21 protein-coding genes and 1 pseudogene are annotated in these 20,584 nt (G+C 62.4%); 14 read left to right on the forward strand and 8 right to left on the reverse strand.

Annotation, left to right across the window (positions count from 1 at the left end; genetic code table 11):
* The first annotated feature begins 56 nt into the window (after positions 1–56).
* The 9 genes from NKI58_RS26595 (at position 57) to NKI58_RS26635 (ending at position 9,311) form a co-directional block, all read left to right on the forward strand.
* Positions 57–2,351: a bifunctional salicylyl-CoA 5-hydroxylase/oxidoreductase gene (locus NKI58_RS26595; protein ID WP_352853952.1), complete on the forward strand. Its 2,295-nt coding sequence runs from the start codon at positions 57–59 to the stop codon at positions 2,349–2,351.
* Positions 2,348–3,121, forward strand: coding sequence for an SDR family NAD(P)-dependent oxidoreductase (locus NKI58_RS26600; protein WP_352783810.1), 774 nt, complete (start codon positions 2,348–2,350; stop codon positions 3,119–3,121). The genes NKI58_RS26595 and NKI58_RS26600 overlap by 4 nt, the downstream gene beginning before the upstream one ends.
* Positions 3,115–3,585 carry a MarR family winged helix-turn-helix transcriptional regulator gene (locus tag NKI58_RS26605; RefSeq protein ID WP_023676834.1) on the forward strand — a complete coding sequence of 157 codons (471 nt, stop codon included), beginning with the start codon at positions 3,115–3,117 and terminating at the stop codon, positions 3,583–3,585. The genes NKI58_RS26600 and NKI58_RS26605 overlap by 7 nt, the downstream gene beginning before the upstream one ends.
* Positions 3,582–4,394, forward strand: a complete 813-nt coding sequence (locus NKI58_RS26610; protein WP_352703345.1) for an enoyl-CoA hydratase family protein — start codon at positions 3,582–3,584, stop codon at positions 4,392–4,394. Before NKI58_RS26605 ends, NKI58_RS26610 begins: the two co-directional genes overlap by 4 nt.
* Positions 4,395–4,618: 224 nt before the next feature.
* Positions 4,619–5,767: an acyl-CoA dehydrogenase family protein gene (locus tag NKI58_RS26615; RefSeq protein WP_352787724.1), complete on the forward strand. Its 1,149-nt coding sequence runs from the start codon at positions 4,619–4,621 to the stop codon at positions 5,765–5,767.
* A gap of 71 nt (positions 5,768–5,838) precedes the next feature.
* Complete coding sequence (locus NKI58_RS26620) at positions 5,839–6,234, forward strand: RidA family protein (RefSeq protein ID WP_023676831.1); 396 nt, start codon at positions 5,839–5,841, stop codon at positions 6,232–6,234.
* Between the two features lie 178 nt (positions 6,235–6,412).
* Positions 6,413–7,204: an ABC transporter substrate-binding protein gene (locus NKI58_RS26625; protein ID WP_352570264.1), complete on the forward strand. Its 792-nt coding sequence runs from the start codon at positions 6,413–6,415 to the stop codon at positions 7,202–7,204.
* 109 nt (positions 7,205–7,313) lie between these two features.
* Entirely contained in the window at positions 7,314–7,988 is a 675-nt protein-coding gene (locus NKI58_RS26630) for an amino acid ABC transporter permease (protein WP_292656040.1), read from the forward strand.
* A gap of 30 nt (positions 7,989–8,018) precedes the next feature.
* Positions 8,019–9,311: a cysteine desulfurase-like protein gene (locus NKI58_RS26635; protein ID WP_352783815.1), complete on the forward strand. Its 1,293-nt coding sequence runs from the start codon at positions 8,019–8,021 to the stop codon at positions 9,309–9,311.
* Here NKI58_RS26635 and NKI58_RS26640 read toward each other — a convergent pair.
* A complete protein-coding gene (locus tag NKI58_RS26640; RefSeq protein WP_352591258.1) occupies positions 9,242–10,114 on the reverse strand; it encodes an NAD(P)H-dependent oxidoreductase in 873 nt (290 codons plus the stop codon). The two genes, NKI58_RS26635 and NKI58_RS26640, sit on opposite strands and share 70 nt — an antisense overlap.
* Before the next feature lie 93 nt (positions 10,115–10,207).
* On the opposite strand from NKI58_RS26640, the gene NKI58_RS26645 reads away from it, so the two are divergent.
* Positions 10,208–11,128 (forward strand): LysR family transcriptional regulator, encoded by a 921-nt coding sequence (locus NKI58_RS26645; protein ID WP_352455059.1) that lies wholly within the window; start codon positions 10,208–10,210, stop codon positions 11,126–11,128.
* A 22-nt stretch (positions 11,129–11,150) separates the two neighbouring features.
* On the opposite strand, the gene NKI58_RS26650 is transcribed toward NKI58_RS26645, so the two are convergent.
* From NKI58_RS26650 to NKI58_RS26670, 5 genes are read right to left on the reverse strand one after another with little or no spacing between them, the layout of a single operon-like run.
* Positions 11,151–11,981, reverse strand: coding sequence for a dipeptide ABC transporter ATP-binding protein (locus NKI58_RS26650; protein WP_023676825.1), 831 nt, complete (start codon positions 11,979–11,981; stop codon positions 11,151–11,153).
* Positions 11,978–12,853 (reverse strand): ABC transporter ATP-binding protein, encoded by an 876-nt coding sequence (locus tag NKI58_RS26655; RefSeq protein ID WP_352703337.1) that lies wholly within the window; start codon positions 12,851–12,853, stop codon positions 11,978–11,980. Before NKI58_RS26655 ends, NKI58_RS26650 begins: the two co-directional genes overlap by 4 nt.
* Before the next feature lie 4 nt (positions 12,854–12,857).
* Positions 12,858–13,775 (reverse strand): ABC transporter permease subunit, encoded by a 918-nt coding sequence (locus tag NKI58_RS26660; protein ID WP_023676823.1) that lies wholly within the window; start codon positions 13,773–13,775, stop codon positions 12,858–12,860.
* Between the two features lies 1 nt (position 13,776).
* Positions 13,777–14,784, reverse strand: coding sequence for an ABC transporter permease subunit (locus tag NKI58_RS26665; protein ID WP_023676822.1), 1,008 nt, complete (start codon positions 14,782–14,784; stop codon positions 13,777–13,779).
* A 58-nt stretch (positions 14,785–14,842) separates the two neighbouring features.
* Positions 14,843–16,435: an ABC transporter substrate-binding protein gene (locus NKI58_RS26670; protein ID WP_023676821.1), complete on the reverse strand. Its 1,593-nt coding sequence runs from the start codon at positions 16,433–16,435 to the stop codon at positions 14,843–14,845.
* 13 nt (positions 16,436–16,448) lie between these two features.
* Here NKI58_RS26670 and NKI58_RS26675 point away from each other — a divergent pair, with 13 nt between their 5' ends.
* From NKI58_RS26675 to NKI58_RS26690, 4 genes are all read left to right on the forward strand, one after another.
* A complete protein-coding gene (locus tag NKI58_RS26675; RefSeq protein ID WP_352570256.1) occupies positions 16,449–16,718 on the forward strand; it encodes a hypothetical protein in 270 nt (89 codons plus the stop codon).
* Positions 16,719–16,844: 126 nt separating this feature from the next.
* Complete coding sequence (locus NKI58_RS26680; protein WP_352577487.1) at positions 16,845–17,063, forward strand: hypothetical protein; 219 nt, start codon at positions 16,845–16,847, stop codon at positions 17,061–17,063.
* A gap of 61 nt (positions 17,064–17,124) precedes the next feature.
* The gene (locus NKI58_RS26685) at positions 17,125–18,870 is read left to right on the forward strand and encodes a long-chain fatty acid--CoA ligase (RefSeq protein WP_352577486.1); all 1,746 of its coding nucleotides are present in this window, start codon (positions 17,125–17,127) and stop codon (positions 18,868–18,870) included.
* An 85-nt stretch (positions 18,871–18,955) separates the two neighbouring features.
* Positions 18,956–19,591: a class I SAM-dependent methyltransferase gene (locus NKI58_RS26690; protein ID WP_352703590.1), complete on the forward strand. Its 636-nt coding sequence runs from the start codon at positions 18,956–18,958 to the stop codon at positions 19,589–19,591.
* 64 nt (positions 19,592–19,655) lie between these two features.
* On the opposite strand, the gene NKI58_RS26695 is transcribed toward NKI58_RS26690, so the two are convergent.
* Together NKI58_RS26695 and NKI58_RS26700 are read right to left on the reverse strand one after the other, a co-directional pair.
* Entirely contained in the window at positions 19,656–20,081 is a 426-nt protein-coding gene (locus tag NKI58_RS26695; RefSeq protein WP_352703334.1) for a hypothetical protein, read from the reverse strand.
* A 124-nt stretch (positions 20,082–20,205) separates the two neighbouring features.
* Positions 20,206–20,418, reverse strand: a pseudogene (locus tag NKI58_RS26700) (HAD family hydrolase); the annotation flags it as partial.
* Positions 20,419–20,584 lie beyond the last annotated feature (166 nt).

A 20,584-nucleotide genomic window follows, 5' to 3' on the forward strand; every position in this document is an offset into this window, starting at 1 on the left:
AATTAATCCGTCTCAGGCGTAAACTCGACAAACAGAAGCGAAGAGGAGATCGCACGATGAAAGTTGCGGTTCTCGGCGGCGGACCAGCCGGGCTCTACTTTGCAATCTCGCTGAAGCTCAGGGATGCCGCGCATGAGGTCACGGTGTTCGAGCGCAACCGTGCCGATGACACGTTTGGCTGGGGCGTCGTGCTGTCGGCCGAAACGCTGGAGAACCTGACCAAAAACGACCCGGTCAGCGCCGTCTGGATCCGCAAGCATTTCGCCTATTGGGACGATATCGCCGTCATCCATGACGGCGTGCGCACGGTCTCGACCGGTCACGGCTTTTGCGGCATTGGCCGCAAGCGGCTGCTCACGTTGCTGCAGCGGCGCGCGCGCGAACTCGGCGTCAAGCTGGTCTTCGAAACCGACATCGCCGATCCCAAGCCATATATGGAGACGCACGACCTGGTTGTCGCCGCCGACGGGTTGAACTCGAAAGCGCGGAGCGCCTTCGTCGACGTGTTCAAGCCCGATATCGACATTCGTAGATGCAAGTTCGTCTGGCTCGGCACCCACCAGAAATTCGACGACGCCTTCACCTTCATCTTCGAAAAGACCGAGCATGGCTGGGTGTGGGCGCATGCCTACCAGTTCGACAGCGATACCGCGACCTTCATCGTCGAATGCAGCGAGCAGACCTGGCAGCGCTTCGGCTTCGGCGCGATGTCGCAGCAGGAATCGATTGCCGTCTGCGAGCGCATCTTTGCCCGTCATCTCGGCGGCCACGCGCTGATGACCAACGCCAATCATATCCGCGGCTCGGCGTGGATCAATTTCCCGCGCGTCTTGTGCGAACGCTGGTCCTACAAGAACCTGGGGCTGATGGGCGACGCGGCGGCGAGCGCGCATTTCTCGATCGGTTCCGGCACCAAGCTGGCGCTGGAAAGCGCGGTGGCGCTGGCCGACTATCTGGAGTCCGAGCCAGACCTCGAGGCCGCCTTTAGCAAATATGAGGACGCCCGCCGCACCGAAGTGCTGAAGCTGCAGTCGGCGGCGCGCAATTCGCTCGAATGGTTCGAGGAGGTCGAGCGCTATCTCGGCCTCGATCCGGTGCAGTTCAACTATTCGCTGCTGACGCGTTCGCAACGCATCAGTCACGAGAATTTGCGGCTGCGCGATGCCGAATGGCTGGCCGGCGCCGAGGAGTGGTTCCAGCGCCAGGCCGGCGCCGGGGGCAACAATCTGCGTCGCGCGCCGATGTTCGCGCCGTTCCGGCTGCGCGGCATGGCGCTGCAGAACCGCGTCGTCGTCTCGCCGATGGCGCAGTACAAAGCGGTCGACGGCTGTCCGACCGATTGGCATTTCGCCCATTACGCCGAACGGGCCAAAGGCGGCGCCGGTCTCCTCTACATCGAGATGACGTGCGTCAGCGCGGAGGGCCGCATCACGCCTGGCTGCCCCGGTTTCTATGCGCCCGAGCATGAGGTCGCCTGGAAGCGGCTGGTCGAGTTCGTCCATGCCGAAACCGAGGCCAAGATCTGCGCCCAGATCGGCCATTCCGGTGCCAAGGGGTCGACCAGGCTCGGCTGGCAGGGAACCGACGTGCCGCTGCCCTTAGGCAATTGGCCCGTCATGGCAGCGTCTTCCGTGCCGTGGTCGCGGGAAAACCAGGTGCCTAAGGCGATGGACCGCGCCGACATGGATATGGTGCGCGACCAGTTTGTCGCTTCGGCCGAGATGGCGGCGCGCTGCGGCTTCGACATGCTCGAAATCCACGCCGCGCACGGCTATCTCCTGTCCTCCTTCATCACGCCCTTGACCAACCGGCGCACCGACTCCTATGGCGGCTCGCTGGAAAACCGCATGCGCTACCCCTTGGAAATCTTTCATGCGGTGCGCGCCGCGTGGCCGGCCGAGAAGCCGATCTCGATGCGCATCTCCGCCAATGACTGGCTGGGCATCGAAGGCGTGACGCCGGCCGATGCCGTAGAGATCGCGCGGCTGCTGCATGAGGCCGGCGTAGACATCTGCGACGTATCGGCCGGCCAGACTTCGGCCGTGGCAAGACCGGTCTATGGCCGCATGTTCCAGACGCCGTTTTCCGATCGCATCCGCAACGAGGTCGGCATGGCGACGATGGCGGTCGGCAATATCTATGAGCCGGACCACGTCAACTCGATCCTGATGGCGGGCCGCGCCGATCTCGTCGCACTGGCTAGGCCGCATCTTGCCGATCCGTATTGGACGCTGCACGCGGCCGTCATGCTTGGCGATCGCGGCGTCAAATGGCCGGATCCCTATCTGCCCGGCCGCGACCAGCTCTACCGGCTGGCCGAACGCGAAGCGGCAGCGGGGTTGAAAGTATGAGTGCCGCGGCGACGATTTCGCCGCGTCATGCGCTGGTCACCGGCGGCGGCTCCGGCGTCGGCCGCGCGATCGCGCTGGCGCTGGCCGGCGCGGGCGTTGACGTGACCATCTGCGGCCGGCGCGTGGAGCCGCTTGCCGAGGTCGCCGCGGAGAACAAGTCCATCTTCGCCATTGCCGCCGACGTCACCGACGAGACGTCGATGGCGTCGCTCTACGAGGCCGCGGAAGCGGCACGCGGAGCGTTCGACATCGTCGTTGCCAATGCCGGCATGTCCGGCAGTGCCCCGGCGCAGCGGACCTCGCTGGCAGACTGGCAGCGCACGCTCGACGTCAACTTGACCGGTGCGTTCCTGACGGTGAAGCCGGCGTTGGCCGGCATGGCAGTGCGCAAGACTGGCCGTATCATCTTCGTCGCTTCCACCGCCGGACTGAAAGGCTATCCCTATGTCGCAGCTTACGTTGCCGCCAAGCATGGCGTCGTCGGCCTGATGCGGGCACTCGCCGTCGAGACCGCCAAGTCCGGCATAACAGTGAATGCCGTGTGCCCAGGGTTTGTCGAAACCGAGATGCTGGAGAGCACCGTCCAGCGCATCGTCCAAACGACCGGCCGCTCGTCCGAGCAGGCACGGACAAGCCTAGCCGCGACCAACCCGCAAGGCCGCTTCATCCAGCCGGAAGAAATTGCGGCCGCGGTACTTTATCTGTGTGGCGACGCCGCCCGGTCGATTACCGGGCAGACGATTTCGATCTCCGGAGGTGAGACATGGTAGCCGGTCCCCTGCCCGCCCCGTCCGGACCCGGCAAGGACCGCCTGCGGCTGTGGATACGCCTGCTGCGCGCCTCGCGCACCATCGAGGCCGAGCTGCGCGAACGACTGCGGCAAGAGTTCAACACAACGCTGCCACGCTTCGACGTGATGGCCGCGCTCTACCGCGCGCCGGAGGGCATGCTGATGAGCGATCTTTCGCGCTTCCTGCTGGTGTCCAACGGCAATGTCACCGGCATCATCGACCGGCTGGTCTCGGAAGGGTTGGTGATGCGGGCCCGACGCAATGGCGACCGCCGTACCTCGATGGTACGGCTGACGGAAGAGGGATCGAAGATTTTCGCCGTGATCGCCGCCGCGCATGAGAAATGGGTCGGCGAGTTGCTGGGCAATGTGAGCGAGGATGAGGCGCGCCGGCTGACCGGCATGCTGACCTCCTTCCGCAGCAATTGGGAGGGACGGGAATGACGAAGCTGGCCGGCCGCAAGCCGAAGCATTTCCTCTGGCAGGTCGAAGGCAAGATCGCAAAGATCCGGCTCGATCGGCCGGAGCGCAAGAACCCGCTGACCTTCGACAGCTATGCCGAATTGCGCGACATATTTCGCGACCTTGTCTACGCCGATGATATCGATGCTGTGGTGTTCCTGCCCAATGGCGGCAATTTCTGCTCGGGCGGCGATGTCCACGAAATCATCGGCCCACTGGTCAAGATGGACATGAAGGCGCTGCTCGCCTTCACCCGCATGACGGGCGATTTCGTCAAGGCGATGCTGAATTGCGGCAAGCCGATTATTGCGGCGGTCGACGGCGTGGCGGTCGGCGCCGGCGCGATTATCGCCATGGCCTCCGATATCCGCATCGCCACGCCCCAGGCCAAGACAGCATTCCTGTTCACCCGCGTCGGCCTTGCCGGCTGCGACATGGGGGCCTGCGCGATCCTGCCGCGCATCATTGGCCAGGGCCGCGCCGCCGAGCTGCTCTATACCGGCCGCACGATGAGTGCCGAGGAAGGCGAGCGCTGGGGCTTCTACAACCGGCTGGTCGATACCGCAACGCTTGAGGCCGACGCGCTCGACATGGCCGCGCGCATCGTTTCCGGCCCGACCTTCGCCCATGGCATGACCAAGACGCAGCTGAACCAGGAATGGTCGATGGGTCTCGACCAGGCGATCGAAGCGGAAGCGCAGGCGCAGGCGATCTGCATGCAGACCCGCGATTTCGAGCGGGCGTACACGGCTTTCGTGGCTAAGGAGAAGCCGGTGTTCGAGGGAAATTGAGATGATCGCTTCCACGCTGGCGGGACAGCACCCCCCTCTGGCCTGCCGGCCATCTCCCCCTCAAGGGGGGAGATTGGATATCAGGCCCGCTTTCGCCAATCTCCAACATCGCAGGGAGAGCCGTGGCAGCGAAGCCGCCAATCTCCCCCCTAGAGGGGGAGATGTCCAGCAGGACAGAGGGGGGCGCCGTGGAGCGCCAGGGCCGGAGAATTGTGGAGGCAGCAATGCCTGACCGTTCCTTCCTTACCTGGCCGTTCTTCGAGGACCATCACCGCGAGCTGGCGGAGCGGCTGGAGGCATGGTGCGCCAAGAACCTGCCGGTTGCGCATGACGATGTCGACGCCGCCTGTCGCGAGCTGGTGGCCAAGCTCGGTAAGGACGGCTGGCTAAAGCCGACGGCGCTCGATACCGACAACCCTGCAGCACTCGACGTGCGCACGCTCTGCCTCACGCGCGAGACGCTGGCCCGGCATGACGGGCTGGCCGATTTCGCCTTCGCGATGCAAGGGCTCGGCACAGGCGCACTCAGCCTGTTCGGCTCGCCCGAGCAGCAGCATTGGCTGACTAAGACACGGGCCGGTAAGGCGATTTCGGCTTTCGCGCTGTCGGAGCCGCGCTCGGGCTCGGACGTCGCCAATATGGAAATGACGGCCACGCGTGACCGCGACAGCTATCTCTTGTCCGGCGAAAAGACCTGGATCTCCAACGGCGGTATCGCTGACTTTTATGCTGTCTTTGCCCGCACCGGCGAAGCGCCCGGCGCCAAGGGGCTTTCCGCCTTTGTCGTGCCTTCCGAAACCGAGGGGCTGATCGTTGCCGAGCGGCTGGAGGTGATCGCGCCGCACCCGCTCGCCCGGCTGTCCTTCGACAATGCACGCATTCCAGCCTCGGCGCTGATCGGCAAACCCGGTGACGGTTTTCGCATCGCCATGTCCGTGCTCGACGTGTTCCGTTCGACCGTCGGCGCAGCGGCGCTCGGCTTTGCCCGGCGCGCGCTGGACGAAAGCATCACAAGAGTGGCCGAGCGCAGGCTGTTCGGTGCGCCGATGGCCGAGCTGCAGATGGTGCAGGGCCACATCGCCGACATGGCGCTGGATGTCGATGCCGCCGCGTTGCTGGTCTATCGTGCCGCCTGGACCAAGGACATGGGCGCGGGTCGGGTTACCCGCGAAGCCGCCATGGCCAAGCTGTTCGCTACCGACAAAGCGCAGGAGGTGATCGACAAGGCTGTGCAGCTGCATGGCGGCGATGGCGTCCGCAAGGGCCATATCGTCGAAAGCCTGTATCGCGAGATCCGGGCGCTGCGCATCTACGAGGGAGCGTCCGACGTGCAGAAGGTGGTGATTGCACGGCAAGTGATGGGAGCGGCCTGAGACAGGAGTTTGCGTGAAAATTATTGTCTTCGAGTTTTGAACGACCGGATTTGAGCATTGGGAGGTTTGACATGCACACCATCCTGCAGCCGGAAGGCTGGGCGAAACCCGTCGGCTACGCCAATGGCGTCGCCGCGCGTGGGCAGCTTGTCTTCGTCGGCGGGCAGGTCGGCTGGAACGGACAGGGCCGCTTCGAGACCGATGATCTTGTCGGCCAGGTGCGGCAGACGCTGGCCAATATTGTTGCTGTGCTCGCCGAGGCCGACGCCAAGCCGGAACATATCACCTCGATGACCTGGTACTTTACCGACAAGGCGGAATATTTGGCCAATCTCAAGGGGATCGGAGAGGTCTATCGCGAGGTGATCGGCCGGCATTTTCCGGCGATGGCCGCCATGCAGGTGATGGCGCTGGTCGAGGATCGCGCCAAGGTTGAGATCCAGGCCACGGCGGTTATTCCGGAGTGACGGCAACACGTGGCAATTTTTTAAGCTTAAAACTTTCGCCTTGAAAAGCGCGGTACTTTGGATAGCATCCAATGTCTTGCGACTGCCGTGCCGGGAGGGCTTTCCGGCAGTCCCGTCACTTGGCGCATCAAAACCGTGCGGGGCCAAACCCGTCCGATCACAACCAGAGGGAACGAAAATGAACTTCACCCGTCGCAACCTGCTGCTTCTTGCTGCTGCCATCGGCATCGCCGGCGGCCCGGCCTACGCCGAAGGCACGCTGAATGTCGGCGCCTATCCGACCAATCCGCCTTTTGAATACAAGAACGAGAGCGGCACGTTCGAGGGTTTCGAAGTCGACATCATCAATGAGGCGGCAAAGCGTATCGGCATGACCACCGACATCGCCGATCTCGGTTTCCAGGCGCTGTTCGCCGCCACCACCTCGAAGCGCATCGACGTCGCCATCTCGTCGATCACCATCACGCCGGAGCGGCTGAAGTCTCAGTCGTTCACGCAGCCCTACTATGATTCCGACATGGGCATCGCCGCGAAGGCCGACAGCCCGATCAAGGCCGAGGCCGACCTCAAGGGCAAGATCGTCGGCGTGCTGTCCGGCTCGACCGGCGAAGCCTGGGTCACGGCCCACCAGGAAGCGGACGGGTTCAGTGACGTCAAGGGCTACGACACGCAGCAGAATTTGCTGCTCGATCTCAGCTCCGGCCGCGTCGATGCGGCGGTCAGCGATATTCCGGGCCTGGAATATTCTTTCACCAGGATGAAGGATCTCGCCGTAAAAGAGCGCATCAAGACCGGCGAGCAGTACGGTCTGATGATGACCAAAGACCACCCGCTGCTCGGCAAGCTGAACGACGCGCTGACCGCGATGAAGAAGGACGGCACGCTGGCCGCGATCCACAAGAAGTGGTTCGGCAGCGACGCACCTGCCGATTCCTCGACCGTCAAGGAAATGCCTATGCCGAAGGCCTGAGCGGCAGTTCGCGCTTAAATGTCGTGCCGGCTTTCGATGCCGGCACGATTTCGGATTTCGGGCTCGGGCTCGAGCGTCGCGGGACGCCAAACGTTTCGGAAATGCTGCGATGTCGCTGCTGGACACCTTCTTCAACGCCGACGTCATGGTCTCCAGCCTGCCGGCGCTGCTGCGCGGTTTCCTGAACACCCTGCTGCTCGGAATCATGAGCATCGGCATCGGTATTCCCGTCGGCCTCGCGATCAGCCTGGTGCGACTCTATGCGCCAAAGCCGCTTCGGCTGCTGGCTGTCGGCTACATTGACATTTTCCGGGCGATGCCGGTGCTGGTCGTGCTGATCCTGATCTACTATGCGCTGCCGTTCCTCGGCATTCGCCTGTCATCGTGGACGTCCGCGGTGATGGCCTTCGCCATCATCATGGCGGCCTATTCGGCCGAGGTGTTCCGCTCCGGTATAGAGAGCATTCCGCGCGGCCAGTTCGAGGCGGCGCAGGCGCTCGGCCTGCCGTTCTTGCTGACCTTGCGCAAGGTAGTGCTGCCGCAGGCGATCCGCGTCGTCATTCCGCCAATGACCAGCAATTGCGTTTCGATGTTCAAGGATACTTCGCTCGCTTCCACCGTGGCGCTGCCCGAACTGCTGAAGGAAGCGACCAACGCGCAATCGCTCTATGCCAATCCTTCACCGCTGATCGGCGCGGCGCTGGTCTATCTCATCTTTCTCTGGCCGATGGTCCGTCTCGTCAGCCTCCTTGAACGCCGCTTTCAAACCGAAAAGACCCGCTGAATCTGTCAGCGCACTTCGCAGGAGACGACCTTGAACCAGCATCAGATTTCGAAAACCGGCGATGCCGCAGCTTTCCCGGTCGAGACGATCCGCGCCATGTTTCCCGCCTTGCAGCAAGCCGGGGACTTCGTCTTCATGGACAATGCCGCCGGCGCGCAGATCCCGCAAAGCGTGCTCGATGCAGTCACCAACCATTTGGTCGCGCATAATGTGCAGCGCGGCGGCCGCTATGGCCGCAGCGTCACCGTCGACCAAGCCGTCGCCGGCGCTCGCGAAAGCGTGGCCTTGCTGATCAACGCCACCAACCCGGCGGAGATCTGTTTCGGCATGAACGCCACTTCGTTCATCCGCCTGGTCAGCCTCGGCATCGGCCAGATGCTTTCCGAGCGCCCAAACGGGGAGCGTGACGAGATCGTCATCACCGACATGGATCACGACGCCAATATCGCGACGTGGCTGGCGCTGGCGCCCGCCGGCGCCAAGTTCAAATGGTGGCGGATGCGCGAGGACGGCAATCTGCATGTCGACGATTTGCGCCCGTTGGTCTCAGAGCGCACCCGGCTCGTCGCCTGCACGGTAACGGCGCATTCGATCGGCTCGATTGTCGACGTTGCCTCCGTGGCTGGGATTGCGCATGCGGCAGGCGCCGAAGTGTTCCTCGACTGCGTGCATTTTGGGCCGCACGGGTTGATCGATGTGCAGGCCTGGGATTCCGACTATCTGGTCTGCTCCGGCTACAAGAATTTCTCGCCGCATATGGGCTTCCTGTGGGGCCGCTTCGAAACTCTGAAGCGCCTGCCGACCTTCCGCGAAGATTTCATCCCCGACGAGCCGCCCTACAAGATCGAGGCCGGTACCTTCATTTACGAGAACGTCTCCGGCATGGATGCCGCGGTGCGCTACCTCGAATCGATCGGCCGCTATTTCTTGTCAGAGAATAACCGGTCGCGCCGCGACAACATCGTCGCCGGCATGAATGCCATCCGCGACTACGAACAGGTGCTGGCGCGCGAAATGCTGGCGGTGCTCAAAGATTGCGGCGCGACGATCTACGGCGTGGCCGAAGAGGCACGCCTCAGCGAGCGCGTGCCGACCTTCTGCTTCAATGTCGGCACGCTGTCGCCGCAGAGGATCGTCGAGGAAATGGCCGAGATGCAGATCGGCATTCGCGACGGCCACATGTATGCGCCGCGTCTGATGAAGCGGCTCAACCTCAGCATGGACAGCGGCGCCGTGCGCGCCTCGCTGGTGCATTACAATACGATCGAGGAAGTCCGGCGCTTCGGCGAGGCGCTGCGCACCATCATCGCCCGGCTGTCCTGATCGGACTGGGCGGCGGCGCCGGCGCGATCCTCGTGAAGCGCAAAGGCGGTCGCACCCGGGTTCTCCAAGCCGGGGCGCAATTGCATGCTTGGGATCAAGTAATCGCCGCCATTCTGCTGCCGATAACGAATGGGCCGCATTGTCTCGAGCGTTCGCATCCTTTCGCGCAGTCGCTCCGCGACAGGCTCGAAATCCGCCTCCCCGAAACGGTCCACCCTGTAAACCACGAACGGCGGAAGCACGTCGTAGCCCGGATAGTATAGAATCCCGTGATTGATCGGGAACAGCAGGTCGTCGATCGGGCCGTTGACGCCGCGGGCGGAATAATGCTCCTCCCAGCCGCCGGTGGTCACGATCAGCATTGCGCGCTTGCCGGCGAGCGTTCCCTCACCAAAGCGGTCACCCCACCGCTTGTCGCTGTGCTCGCCAACGCCATAGGCGAAGCCGTAGGCGTACACGCGATCGACCCAGCCCTTGAGGATCGCCGGCATGGCGTACCACCACAGCGGGAACTGGAGGATCAGGGTATCGGCCCATAGCAGCTTGTCGATCTCCACTTTGACGTCTTCGGTCAGAGTGCCGCTCGCAAAAGCTTTTTTGGAGGCGCCGGCCGGCAGGAAGCGTGCTTCAGGCGGCCACGACGGAAAGTCGGCACGGTCTACCTCGGCTTTCCAGCCATCGGCGTAGAGGTCAGACACCCGCACCTCATGGCCTTGGGCCTCAAGTTCCCCGATGGCGACGTCACGCAGTGCGCCGTTGAGCGAACGCGGTTCAGGATGAGCAAAAACAAGCAGGACTTTCATGGGTCTACTCCGAAGAAGGACGATAGACACCAAAGGTAGCCAGCCGTGGGCTGATCCACTATATGTAGGAAATGTATAAGATAATGCCGAATAATGGATAGATCGGACGTCACCCTTGAGCGCATGCGCACCTTCGTTCGCGTCGCCGAGCGCGGCAGCCTCTCGGCGGTGGCGCGCGAGCTCGGAGTTGGGCAGTCGACGGTCACACGGCATTTGCGAGAACTCGAGGAGGCCGTCGGAGTGCCCTTGCTCAGCAGGACCACCCGGCGCGTCACGATGACCGATGAAGGCAGCCGTTACTATGCCGACAGCGTCCAGATCCTGCGCCTCGTCGAGCAGGCCGGCGATGAGGCGCGGGGCACGCGCGGCGCGTCGGCCGGCACGATCCGGATATCCTGCACGGCGGCGCTCGGGGTCTTGCATGTCAGCCGGCTGATCTTCGCCTTTCAGGACCGCTATCCCTACATCGGCATCGATCTCAGCCTTACCGACGAGCGCATCAACCTTGTGCGGGAGGGCGTCGACATCGCGCTTCGCCTCGGCCCGCTCACCGACAGCTCAATGAAACTGCGGGCGCTCGGGCAATCCCGGCGTCTGCTGGTGGCGGCGCCGGCCTATCTGGCGGCGCGGGGCAGACCGGCTGTCCCGCAGGATCTGCCTGGCCATGAAGGCATCCGGATGTCGAACATCGCGGGAAGCGACACGCTCACCTTGCAGGGGCCGGGCGGCGAGACCTTTGCGGTGCCCTTTGGCGGCAGATTTCTGGTCGACCATGGGCTTGCTGCGCGCGAAGCCCTTGTCGCCGGACGCGGCATCGCACCCGCCCACCACTGGCTTGTCGACGATCTTCTGGCGGCCGACCGGCTGGAAGTGGTCCTGCCGGGCTATTTTCCGCCTCCCGTCCCGCTGAGCATGCTGATCGTTCCGGAGCGTGCGGGCATTGCCCGGGTGCGGCTGCTGGTCGACTTTCTCGCCGAGCAGATCTCCGGCATTCCGGGGATCGAGAAGCGGTAGCCGGCCGGCAAACCTCGCCGGATCAGGCGGCCTTCTTCTTGGCCAACCGTGCCTTGATGCTGGCAACGTCGGCACGCGGCGTCGCCGCGAACAGCGTCCTGGTGTAGCTGTGCTTGGGGTCGGCGAAGACCTCGTCGCGCGAGCCGTATTCGACCGCTTCGCCGAAGTACATTACCATCACGTCGTCGGCGATGTAGCGCACCACCGACAGGTCGTGGCTGATGAAAACATAGGTTAGCTGAAACTCGTCCTGCAGGTCGGCGAGCAGGTTCAGCACCTGCGCCTGCACCGAAAGATCAAGTGCCGAGACCGGCTCGTCCAGCACCAGAAGGCTGGGGTTGAGCATCAGCGCGCGGGCGATGGCGATCCGCTGGCGCTGGCCGCCCGAAAACATATGCGGGTAGCGATTAAAGTGCTCGGGGCCGAGACCGACCTTCTTTAGCATCTTCATGGCAAGATCGCGCCGCTCGTCGGCCGTGCTGTCGGTATTGATGAGCAGCGGCTCGCCAAGCACGTCGCCGATCTTCTGGCGTGGATTGAGCGAACCATAAGGGTTCTGGAAGACGATCTGGACCTTGCGGCGCATTTCCTTCGACAGGCCGTTCCTGCCGATGTCTACCTTCTTGCCGTCGATGAAAAGCTCGCCGGAGGTCGCCGGGTCGATCAGGGTGATGATGCGGGCGAGTGTTGACTTGCCGCAGCCGCTCTCGCCGACGATGGCCAGCGTCTTGCCCTTGTCGACGCTGAACGAAACACCCTTGACCGCATGAACCGTACGGGAGGGGCGGAAAAGCCCGCCACCGACATGATAGTCGCGCACGATGTTCTTGCCTTCGACTACCGTCACGCTCATGAGGCGGTTCCTCCTGCGGACCGGGCTGCGACTACAGATGGGGCCGGCTCAAACAGCATGTCGGAAACAGTAGGCAACCGGTCGCCGACGGCGTTTTCGGGCAGCGCCGACAGGAGCGCGCGCGTGTAGTTGCTCTTGGGGGACTCGAACAGCGACAGCACGTCGGCCTCTTCCATCTTGCGGCCCTTGTACTGGACGATGACACGGTCGGCGGTCTCGGCAACCACCCCCATATTGTGGGTGATCATGATCAGGCCCATGCCATATTTGGCCTGCAGGCCGACCAGTAGATCGAGGATCTGCTTCTGGATGGTGACGTCGAGCGCCGTGGTTGGCTCGTCGGCGATCAAAAGCTTGGGATTGCAGGCGATGGCGATGGCGATCATGACGCGCTGACACTGACCACCCGACATCTGGTGCGGGAAGGAGCCCAGCCGTTCCTCGGGGTCGGCGATGCCGACCAACTTCATCAATTCGATGGCACGCGCCCGGCGCTGGGCGCGGTCCATGCCCATATGGAAGCGCAGCACCTCCTCGATCTGGAAGCCGACGGTGAAGCACGGGTTGAGACTGGCGACCGGCTCCTGGAAGATCATCGAAATGTCCTTGCCGACGATCTTGCGCCGCTCGGATGGGCCGAGCTTGAGCAGGTCGATGCCGCCGAAGGCCATGCGGTCGGCCCTCACCGTCGCGGTGTTGGGCAAAAGCCCCATCACCGCCAGCATCGCCACCGACTTGCCCGAACCGGATTCGCCGACGATCGCCAGCACCTCGCGCGGTTCGACCGACAGGTCGATGCCTTGTACCGCCATGAATGGTCCAGCGGCGGTGTCGAAGGAAACGGTCAGGTTCTTAATCTCGAGAAGAGGCATTGGATTATGACCTCTTCAGCTTGGGATCGAAGGCATCGCGCAAGCCATCGCCGATCAGATTGATGGCAAGCACAGTGATCAGGATAGCAAGGCCGGGGAAGGTCACCACCCAAGGCGCGCGCAGGATGAACTCGCGCGCCGAGGCGAGCATCGTGCCCCATTCCGGCGTCGGCGGCTGCGCACCGACACCGAGGAAGCCGAGCGCCGCAGCCTCGAGAATAGCGTTGGAGAAGGACAACGTCGCCTGCACGATCAGCGGTGCCAGGCAGTTCGGCAGGATCGTCCTCACCATCAAGCGAAGATGACCGGCACCAGCCACCTTGGCGGAGATGACATATTCGCGGTTCTTTTCGGCCATCACGGCGGCGCGGGTGAGGCGCGCAAAATGCGGCTGCAGCACCAGCGCGATCGCCAGCATGGCATTGAAAAGGCCGGGGCCAAGGATCGCCACCAGCACCAGCGCCAGAAGCAGCGACGGGAAGGCCAGGATGATATCCATGATGCGCATGATCAGCGTGTCGACCCAGCCGCGGAAATAGCCGGCGAGCACGCCAAGCACGATGCCGCTGGTGAGCGAGAAGACAACGACCACCAGACCGATGAACAGCGAGAAACGCGCCCCGAAGATCAACCGTGAAAGCATGTCGCGGCCGACCGCGTCGGTGCCGAGCAGGAACATCGATTTGCCGCCTTCCTGCCAGGCAGGGGGTGCCAGCAGCGCATCGCGAAACTGCTCGTCGGGCGAATGTGGGGCGACGAACGGCGCAAAGATCGCCACCAGCACCAGCGCCGAAAACACGACAAGGCCGATGACCGCGCCGGTGTTCATCGAGAAGTAGTGCCAGAACTCGGCGAAAGCCCGTTGCCTGCCGCCTGTCGGGATGGAGGCGGCGGTAGCTTCGGCGGCGGATTCGTCGGTCATCTCACTGCACCCGGATGCGCGGATTGATGACGGCGTAGAGCACGTCGACGATCAGGTTCACCGCCATGACGATCAGCGCGATGATCAGCAATCCGCTCTGGACGACGACATAGTCGCGCTTGCCGATGGCATCGATCATCCATTTGCCGATGCCCGGCCAGGAAAAAATGGTCTCGGTCAGAATGGCGCCCGCCATCAAGGTGCCGACCTGCAGTCCAATGGTGGTGACTACCGGGATCAGCGCGTTGCGAAAAGCGTGCAGACCGATGACGCGGCGCGGCGCCAGGCCCTTGGCGCGCGCGGTGCGGACATAGTCCTCGCCCAGCACCTCGAGCATCGCCGAGCGCGTCTGGCGCGCTATGACGGCGAGCGGGATCGTCGCCAGCACGATCGACGGCAGGATCAAATGGCTGACGGCGGATTTGAAAGCGCCGCTCCTGCCGGAGATCAGGCTGTCGATGAGCATGAACCCGGTCGTCGGCCTGAAGAAATACTGCAGGCCGATACGGCCGGAAACCGGCGTCCAGCCGAGATAGCCGGAGAAGAAGATAATGAGCAGCAACCCCCACCAGAAGATCGGCATCGAATAGCCGGTCAGCGCGACACCCATCGTCGCCTGGTCGAACCACGAGCCACGCTTGACCGCGGCGAAGATACCGGCAGGAATGCCGAGCAGGACGGCGATGATCAACGCCACTGTCGCCAGTTCCAGCGTGGCTGGAAACAGCGCCTGGAATTCGCCGAGCACTGGCCGCTTGGTGGCAATAGATATGCCGAAATCGCCGGTCAGGACCCTGCCGATATATTCCAGGTATTGGATGACATAGGGCCGGTTGTAGCCAAACTGCTCGATGAGCTGGGCGTAGCGCTCGGGGCTGACGCCGCGCTCGCCCGCCAGGGCCAGGATAGGATCGCCGGGCAGAAGCCGGACGAAAGCAAACGCCGCCAGCGATATGCCGAACACGGTCGGGATGATCAAAGCGAGCTTGTGGAGGAGATAACGGAGCATCTTGCTTCATAGAACGGCGGCGCGGGAAGTCCAGCGCCGCCGTTCAATTTCTCAGGACTTATTCGGTGACGTCGACGCCGTCAAACCGATGAATGCCGAGCGGGTCCATAACGAAGCCCGACACCTTCTTGTTCATCGGCATGAAGACCTTGGAGTGGGCGATGGTCAGCCACGGAGCCTCACGCTTGAACACCACCTGAGCTTCCTCGTAGATCTTGGTGCGCTCGGCGACGTCCGTCGTTGCCTTGCCTTTTTTCAGCAGGGCTTCGAATTCCTGGTTGCACCAGATCGCATAATTGGACTGGCCGATGGCATCGCAACCGAGCAGGAAAAAGAAGTTGTCCGGATCGCCATTGTCACCGGTCCAGCCCAGTTGGAAGGCGCCGTCGCGATCCTTAGCCTTGCCGCGCTGGCGATACTCGGTCCATTCGTAACTGACGATCTCCGCCTTGACCCCGACGGCGGCATAATCGGCCTGGATCAACTCGGCGACGCGCTGGGCGTTCGGGTTGTAGGGGCGGCTGACCGGCATAGCCCAGATCTTCATCGACAGATCCTTGACGCCTGCATCGGCCAGCATCTTCTTGGCCGCCTCCGGATCATAGGGATCGTCCTTGATGTCCTTGTTATAGGACCACATGGTCGGCGGGATCGGGTTGATGGCCGGCGCACCGGCGCCCTGATAGACCGCGTCGATGATCGCCTTCTTGTTTACCGCCATGTTGAGGGCCTTGCGGACCTCGACCTTGTCGAAGGGCGGCTGCGTCGTGTTGTAAGCCATGTAGCCGATGTTCAGGCCTTCCTGCTCGTCGACCTTGAGGTTCGCGTCGGCCTGCAGTCCGGCAATGTCGGCCGGCGCCGGGTATGACATGATATCGCATTCGCCCGCCTTCAGCTTCTGCGCGCGCACGGCGGGGTCGGGCGTGATGGCGAAGATCAGATCATCGATCTTCTGGCGGCCGCCATAGTAGCCGTCCCATGCTGCATAGCGCACGACCGCATCGACCTGATAGTCGACGAACTGGAACGGACCAGTGCCGACCGGCTTCTGGGTGAACTGCTGCCTGGTGCCGGCCTTGTCGAGCTGGTCGGCATATTCCTTGGAAACGATCGAGGCGAAATCCATGCCGAGGTCCGGCAGGAAGGCGACTTCAGGCTTGTTCAGCACGAATTTCACCGTCAGGTCGTCGACCTTGACGATTTCCTTCAGGAGATCGGGGAAGCCCATGCCGGTGAAATATTCCCAGCCGGTGCCTTCCAGATAGCTGTACCACGGGCTTTCTTTCTTCCACTGGCGTTCGAAGGAAAAGATCACGTCGTCGGCGTTGAGGTCGCGCGTCGGCGTGAAATAATCGGTCGTCTGGAATTTCACACCCGGGCGAAGCTTGAAGGTGTATTCGAGACCGTCATCGGAAACCGTCCAGCTCTCGGCCAGGCCGGGCGAGATGGTGGTCTTGCCATGCTCGAACTCGACCAGGCGCGAATAGATGGTGCGCGACGAGGCATCGAAGTCGTTGCCGCCGCTCCATGGCGACGGGTCGAAGCCGGCCGGCGATGCCTCCGAGCAATAGACCAGTTGTTTTGCATTGGCCACGCCGCCGAGGACGCTTGCAGCCAGCAACGCGGCTGCAAAAGTCAGTTTCTTTTTCATTGAGCACTCCCTGATGTTCTTCCAAGCCCCTCTGTCAGGCTCGCGAAGGCCGCATATAAGCACCGTTTTTCTAGCTTTGGAACTGCTTGTTTGCCTAACCCACGGGAAGCAGAAAAAAATTCCGGCATGCGGCGAATTGTGGAAAAAACCAGCCGAATCCGCAGATCACGACATTATTAGCGACTTCAATTTTTTGTTGATCGGTAATGCCGCCAATCGGGGAATCGAGCCGTCCGGTTCAAGCGATGCGCGTCCGAAAACCGGTCCCGGCCAAGAGGTTTGACGGCAAGTCTTACCGCACTCCAGGTAGCGAGGCTTGCACGGCCGCTTGTGGCAATACATAGATAGATGGGCAGCGTGCCGGATTTTCCCAGGTTCCGGACATTGCGGCAAGCGTGGGATATCTTTGTTGATCAGGGCGGTGGTGGCGCGCAAGCATGCCGAAACAATAAGAACGATTGAGGGAGCGACAGGTGGCAAAACCGGCAAAGACAACCAACGCGGCGAAAGCAAAGGCCGAGGCAACATCGAAAGCGGTCAAGTCAAAAGCGGCCGCCGCCAAGCCGACGGCTACCGCGAAGGCAAGCGCGAAGCCGGCGGCGAAGACCACGGCTGGAACGGCTGCTAAACCGGCAACCGGCAAGACTGCGCCTGCTGCAAAATCTGCCGCCAAGCCGGCGGCGAAGGCAGTGCCGACAGCGCCACGACCGCCGGCAGGTCCGGCCAATAGATTACCGAAGGCGATCACCGCACTGGCCGCTGGCCTGCCTGAAAAACCGTGGCTCCAGAGTTACCCAAAAATCGTGCCGGCCGAGATTGGCGACCTGCCCTCCAGCTCGATCGGCGACTTTCTCGTTGCCGTGTGCAAGCAGTTTGCGAATCGGCCGGCCTTCGTCTGCATGGGCAAATCGATCACCTATGCCGACCTCGAGCGACAGTCGGCCGCCTTCGGCGCCTATCTGCAATCAACGGGGCTGCAGAAGGGCGCGCGCGTCGCGCTGATGATGCCGAATGTGCTGCAATATCCGGTGGCGATTATGGCAGTGCTTCGCGCCGGCTATGTCGTGGTCAACATCAATCCGCTCTACACGCCGCGCGAGCTGGAGCACCAGCTCAAGGATTCCGGCGCTCAAGCCATTGTCATCCTCGAAAATTTTGCCTGCACCTTGCAGGCGGTGATCGCCAGGACCGCGGTCAAGCATGTAGTGGTCGCCTCGATGGGCGACATGCTCGGCGGGCTCAAGGGAACGATCGTCAACTTCGTTGTACGCCGCATCAAGAAGATGGTGCCGGCATGGTCGCTGCCCGGCCATGTCAAGTTCAACGCCGCGCTGAAGGCCGGCACCGGCATGGCCTTCAGGCCCGCAAAGGTCGCGGCCGACGACATCGCCTTCCTGCAATACACGGGCGGCACGACCGGCATCTCCAAGGGCGCGATGCTTTTGCACAGCAACATTTTGGCGAACGTCGCGCAGAACGCACTGTGGGCCGAAGACGCTTTTACCGTCAAGCCGAAGCCGGCGCATCTGAACTTCCTCTGCGCGCTGCCGCTCTATCACATTTTTGCGCTGACGGCGAACGTGCTGGTAGGCATGCAGCAAGGCGCGCAGAATGTCCTCATCCCCAATCCGCGCGACATTCCCGGCTTCGTCAAGGAGCTGCAGAAATACCCGATTCACATCTTTCCGGGCCTCAACACGCTGTTCAATGCGCTGCTCAATAATGAGGATTTTCGCAAGCTCGATTTCAAGCCGCTGATCCTGACGCTGGGTGGCGGCATGCCGGTGCAGAGGGCCATCGCCGAACGATGGAAGGCGCTGACCGGCTGCCCGATCAGCGAGGCCTACGGGCTCACCGAGACCTCGCCGGGGACAACCATCAACAAATTCAGCGACGGCGTTTACACCGGCACGATCGGCCTGCCGCTGCCCTCGACCGAGATCGCCATCCGCGACGACGACGGCAACAATTTGCCGCTCGGCGAAGTCGGCGAAATCTGCATCCGCGGACCGCAGGTGATGGCCGGCTACTGGAACCGGCCGGACGAGACCGCCAAGGTGATGACCGAGGACGGCTTCTTCAAATCGGGCGACATGGGCTTCATGGACGAGCTTGGCTACACCAAGATCGTCGACCGCAAGAAGGACATGATCCTGGTTTCCGGCTTCAACGTCTATCCGAACGAACTCGAGGAAGTGGTGGCGCAGCATCCAGGCGTACTCGAAGTGGCGGCGATCGGCGTGCCGGACGAGCATTCGGGTGAAGTGCCGAAGCTGTTCGTCGTCAAGAAGGACCCGGCACTGACCGCCGACATGCTGACGGCTTATTGCCGCGAGAACCTGACCGGCTACAAGCGTCCCAGGTATATTGAGTTCCGCACCGAGCTGCCGAAGACACCGGTCGGCAAGATCCTGCGACGGGCGTTGCGGGGCTAGGCGCAGCTTGAGCGATTGCATCGCCGGCGCCAACGCCGTGAGTATAGGTTCGCGCCCGGACCCGGCAGAGTTCATCCGGGCGAACATGCGGATCGCCCCCGTGCCCGCGCTTCCCGAAATTCGGCTTTACACCGCCCATCCGGGAAGCGGGCTCAGGCGGCTTCTCGAATGGAACCAACATGCGACCGAAGAAGACGGACCTGAACCGGAGCCACCGTACTGGGCCTATGTCTGGGCCGGCGGCGCGGTGCTCGCCCGCTACATATTCGACCGGCCGGAGACCGTGGCCGGCCGTCGCGTACTCGACCTCGGCGCCGGCTCCGGCCTTGTAGGTATCGCCGCCGAGAAGGCCGGCGCAAGCGCGGTGATCGCGGCCGAGATCGATCACAACGCCGTTGCCGCGATCGGCCTCAACGCCGCGGCCAATAGTGTCACGATCAATATCGTCGACAAGGATATCACCACCGGTCCGCCACCACGGGTCGACGTCGTGGTTGCCGGCGACGTGTTCTACGGTCGCGAGGTTGCTCTACGGGTTATCCCATTCCTCGACCGCTGCCTAGTAGCCGGCATCAAGGTGCTGGTCGGCGACCCCCGCCGCACGGACCTGCCGCTGTCCCGGCTTCGGCTGCTCGCCGAATACCAAGTGCCGGATTTCGGCGACGCGAAGGGTGTGACCAGGCCGAGCGGCGTCTTTTCCTTCGAGCAGGACGATCGCTAGCGCCAGGATCAAAATCAAATCGCTATGAACGGCCGACTTCGACCCGTTGCGTACCAAGCAGTAGCTAGCGTTGCTCACCTGAAGTGCGCTTAGCCGAACCTTTATTGGCAACCGCTTCCTTCATCATTGCAAGCCATTGCAACCGCCAAGACGGAGAATTGCCCGGCAGGCTCGCCATACCAATCAGTACGCCCGCTTCCTCCCATGTGATTGGAGTTTGAGGGTCACTCAGTTCGCTGTAGATCATCCCCGCAGAAGCGCGCGGTCGCAGTTTGATGTTGCAGTTGATCAATACTGGATCATGGTAGCGAGCATAGGATGCTTGGCTATTTTGATCCGCCTCGTGGACAATCTGCAAAAGAAGTATGTGGTTATGGTCATCGTCATTAAAAGTAGCTGTGAGCGAGCCGCCATCCCTAAGCATTTCAATATCGACAAAGCGCGACAGGTTGGGGAGCATATCAGGCAGACAACATTGATCCGTGTGCACTCGCTTCTACCACGGCTAGTGCTATCCGACCATCCGCGATACCAACGGCAATGTCCGCTTCCACCCATCTCGGCCATTGTGGAAAAGCCCAAGTGATTTGCGTTTTGCCCCCGGGCCTCGGCCGTCAGGCCGTCTCTGTCACTCGTGCCGAAAGAAAATCAGGCAGGTCGGCCACCGAATCCAGAATGACGTCGGCTATCTGGGACAGCGATTCACGTGTGCCGGTGCCGGACAGCACGCCGACCGCCAGACCGCAGCCGCCGGCCCGCGCCATTTCAAGATCGTGACGGTTGTCGCCGACCATGGCGATTGCCGCGGGCCTGAGCCCCGCCAGATCCCGAGCGGCGTGTTTTCTTTGAACCGAAAGATTGCTGACATCGGCTCAAAACCAAATCATTCGAATGACTGAGTTCGACCCCTGTCGGTAGCTTTTCAAGTTGTCCGGTTTTTGTAGCACATCAGATGTCCGCTTCTGTTTGTTGCAGGAGGTGCGTCGAAGCGGT

It is taken from the genome of Mesorhizobium sp. M0522 (genome assembly GCF_040321085.1).
Lineage (GTDB): Bacteria > Pseudomonadota > Alphaproteobacteria > Rhizobiales > Rhizobiaceae > Mesorhizobium.

What these genes read in the sequence shown, in the direction of transcription:
- NKI58_RS26595 (WP_352853952.1), top strand. Translation starts at nt 57, where the DNA reads ATGAAAGTTGCGGTTCTCGGCGGCGGACCAGCCGGGCTCTACTTTGCA.
- NKI58_RS26600 (WP_352783810.1), top strand. Translation starts at nt 2,348, where the DNA reads ATGAGTGCCGCGGCGACGATTTCGCCGCGTCATGCGCTGGTCACCGGC.
- NKI58_RS26605 (WP_023676834.1), top strand. Translation starts at nt 3,115, where the DNA reads ATGGTAGCCGGTCCCCTGCCCGCCCCGTCCGGACCCGGCAAGGACCGC.
- NKI58_RS26610 (WP_352703345.1), top strand. Translation starts at nt 3,582, where the DNA reads ATGACGAAGCTGGCCGGCCGCAAGCCGAAGCATTTCCTCTGGCAGGTC.
- NKI58_RS26615 (WP_352787724.1), top strand. Translation starts at nt 4,619, where the DNA reads ATGCCTGACCGTTCCTTCCTTACCTGGCCGTTCTTCGAGGACCATCAC.
- NKI58_RS26620 (WP_023676831.1), top strand. Translation starts at nt 5,839, where the DNA reads ATGCACACCATCCTGCAGCCGGAAGGCTGGGCGAAACCCGTCGGCTAC.
- NKI58_RS26625 (WP_352570264.1), top strand. Translation starts at nt 6,413, where the DNA reads ATGAACTTCACCCGTCGCAACCTGCTGCTTCTTGCTGCTGCCATCGGC.
- NKI58_RS26630 (WP_292656040.1), top strand. Translation starts at nt 7,314, where the DNA reads ATGTCGCTGCTGGACACCTTCTTCAACGCCGACGTCATGGTCTCCAGC.
- NKI58_RS26640 (WP_352591258.1), bottom strand. Translation starts at nt 10,114, where the DNA reads ATGAAAGTCCTGCTTGTTTTTGCTCATCCTGAACCGCGTTCGCTCAAC.
- NKI58_RS26645 (WP_352455059.1), top strand. Translation starts at nt 10,208, where the DNA reads ATGGATAGATCGGACGTCACCCTTGAGCGCATGCGCACCTTCGTTCGC.
- NKI58_RS26650 (WP_023676825.1), bottom strand. Translation starts at nt 11,981, where the DNA reads ATGAGCGTGACGGTAGTCGAAGGCAAGAACATCGTGCGCGACTATCAT.
- NKI58_RS26655 (WP_352703337.1), bottom strand. Translation starts at nt 12,853, where the DNA reads ATGCCTCTTCTCGAGATTAAGAACCTGACCGTTTCCTTCGACACCGCC.
- NKI58_RS26660 (WP_023676823.1), bottom strand. Translation starts at nt 13,775, where the DNA reads ATGACCGACGAATCCGCCGCCGAAGCTACCGCCGCCTCCATCCCGACA.
- NKI58_RS26665 (WP_023676822.1), bottom strand. Translation starts at nt 14,784, where the DNA reads ATGCTCCGTTATCTCCTCCACAAGCTCGCTTTGATCATCCCGACCGTG.
- NKI58_RS26670 (WP_023676821.1), bottom strand. Translation starts at nt 16,435, where the DNA reads ATGAAAAAGAAACTGACTTTTGCAGCCGCGTTGCTGGCTGCAAGCGTC.
- NKI58_RS26675 (WP_352570256.1), top strand. Translation starts at nt 16,449, where the DNA reads ATGTTCTTCCAAGCCCCTCTGTCAGGCTCGCGAAGGCCGCATATAAGC.
- NKI58_RS26690 (WP_352703590.1), top strand. Translation starts at nt 18,956, where the DNA reads ATGCGGATCGCCCCCGTGCCCGCGCTTCCCGAAATTCGGCTTTACACC.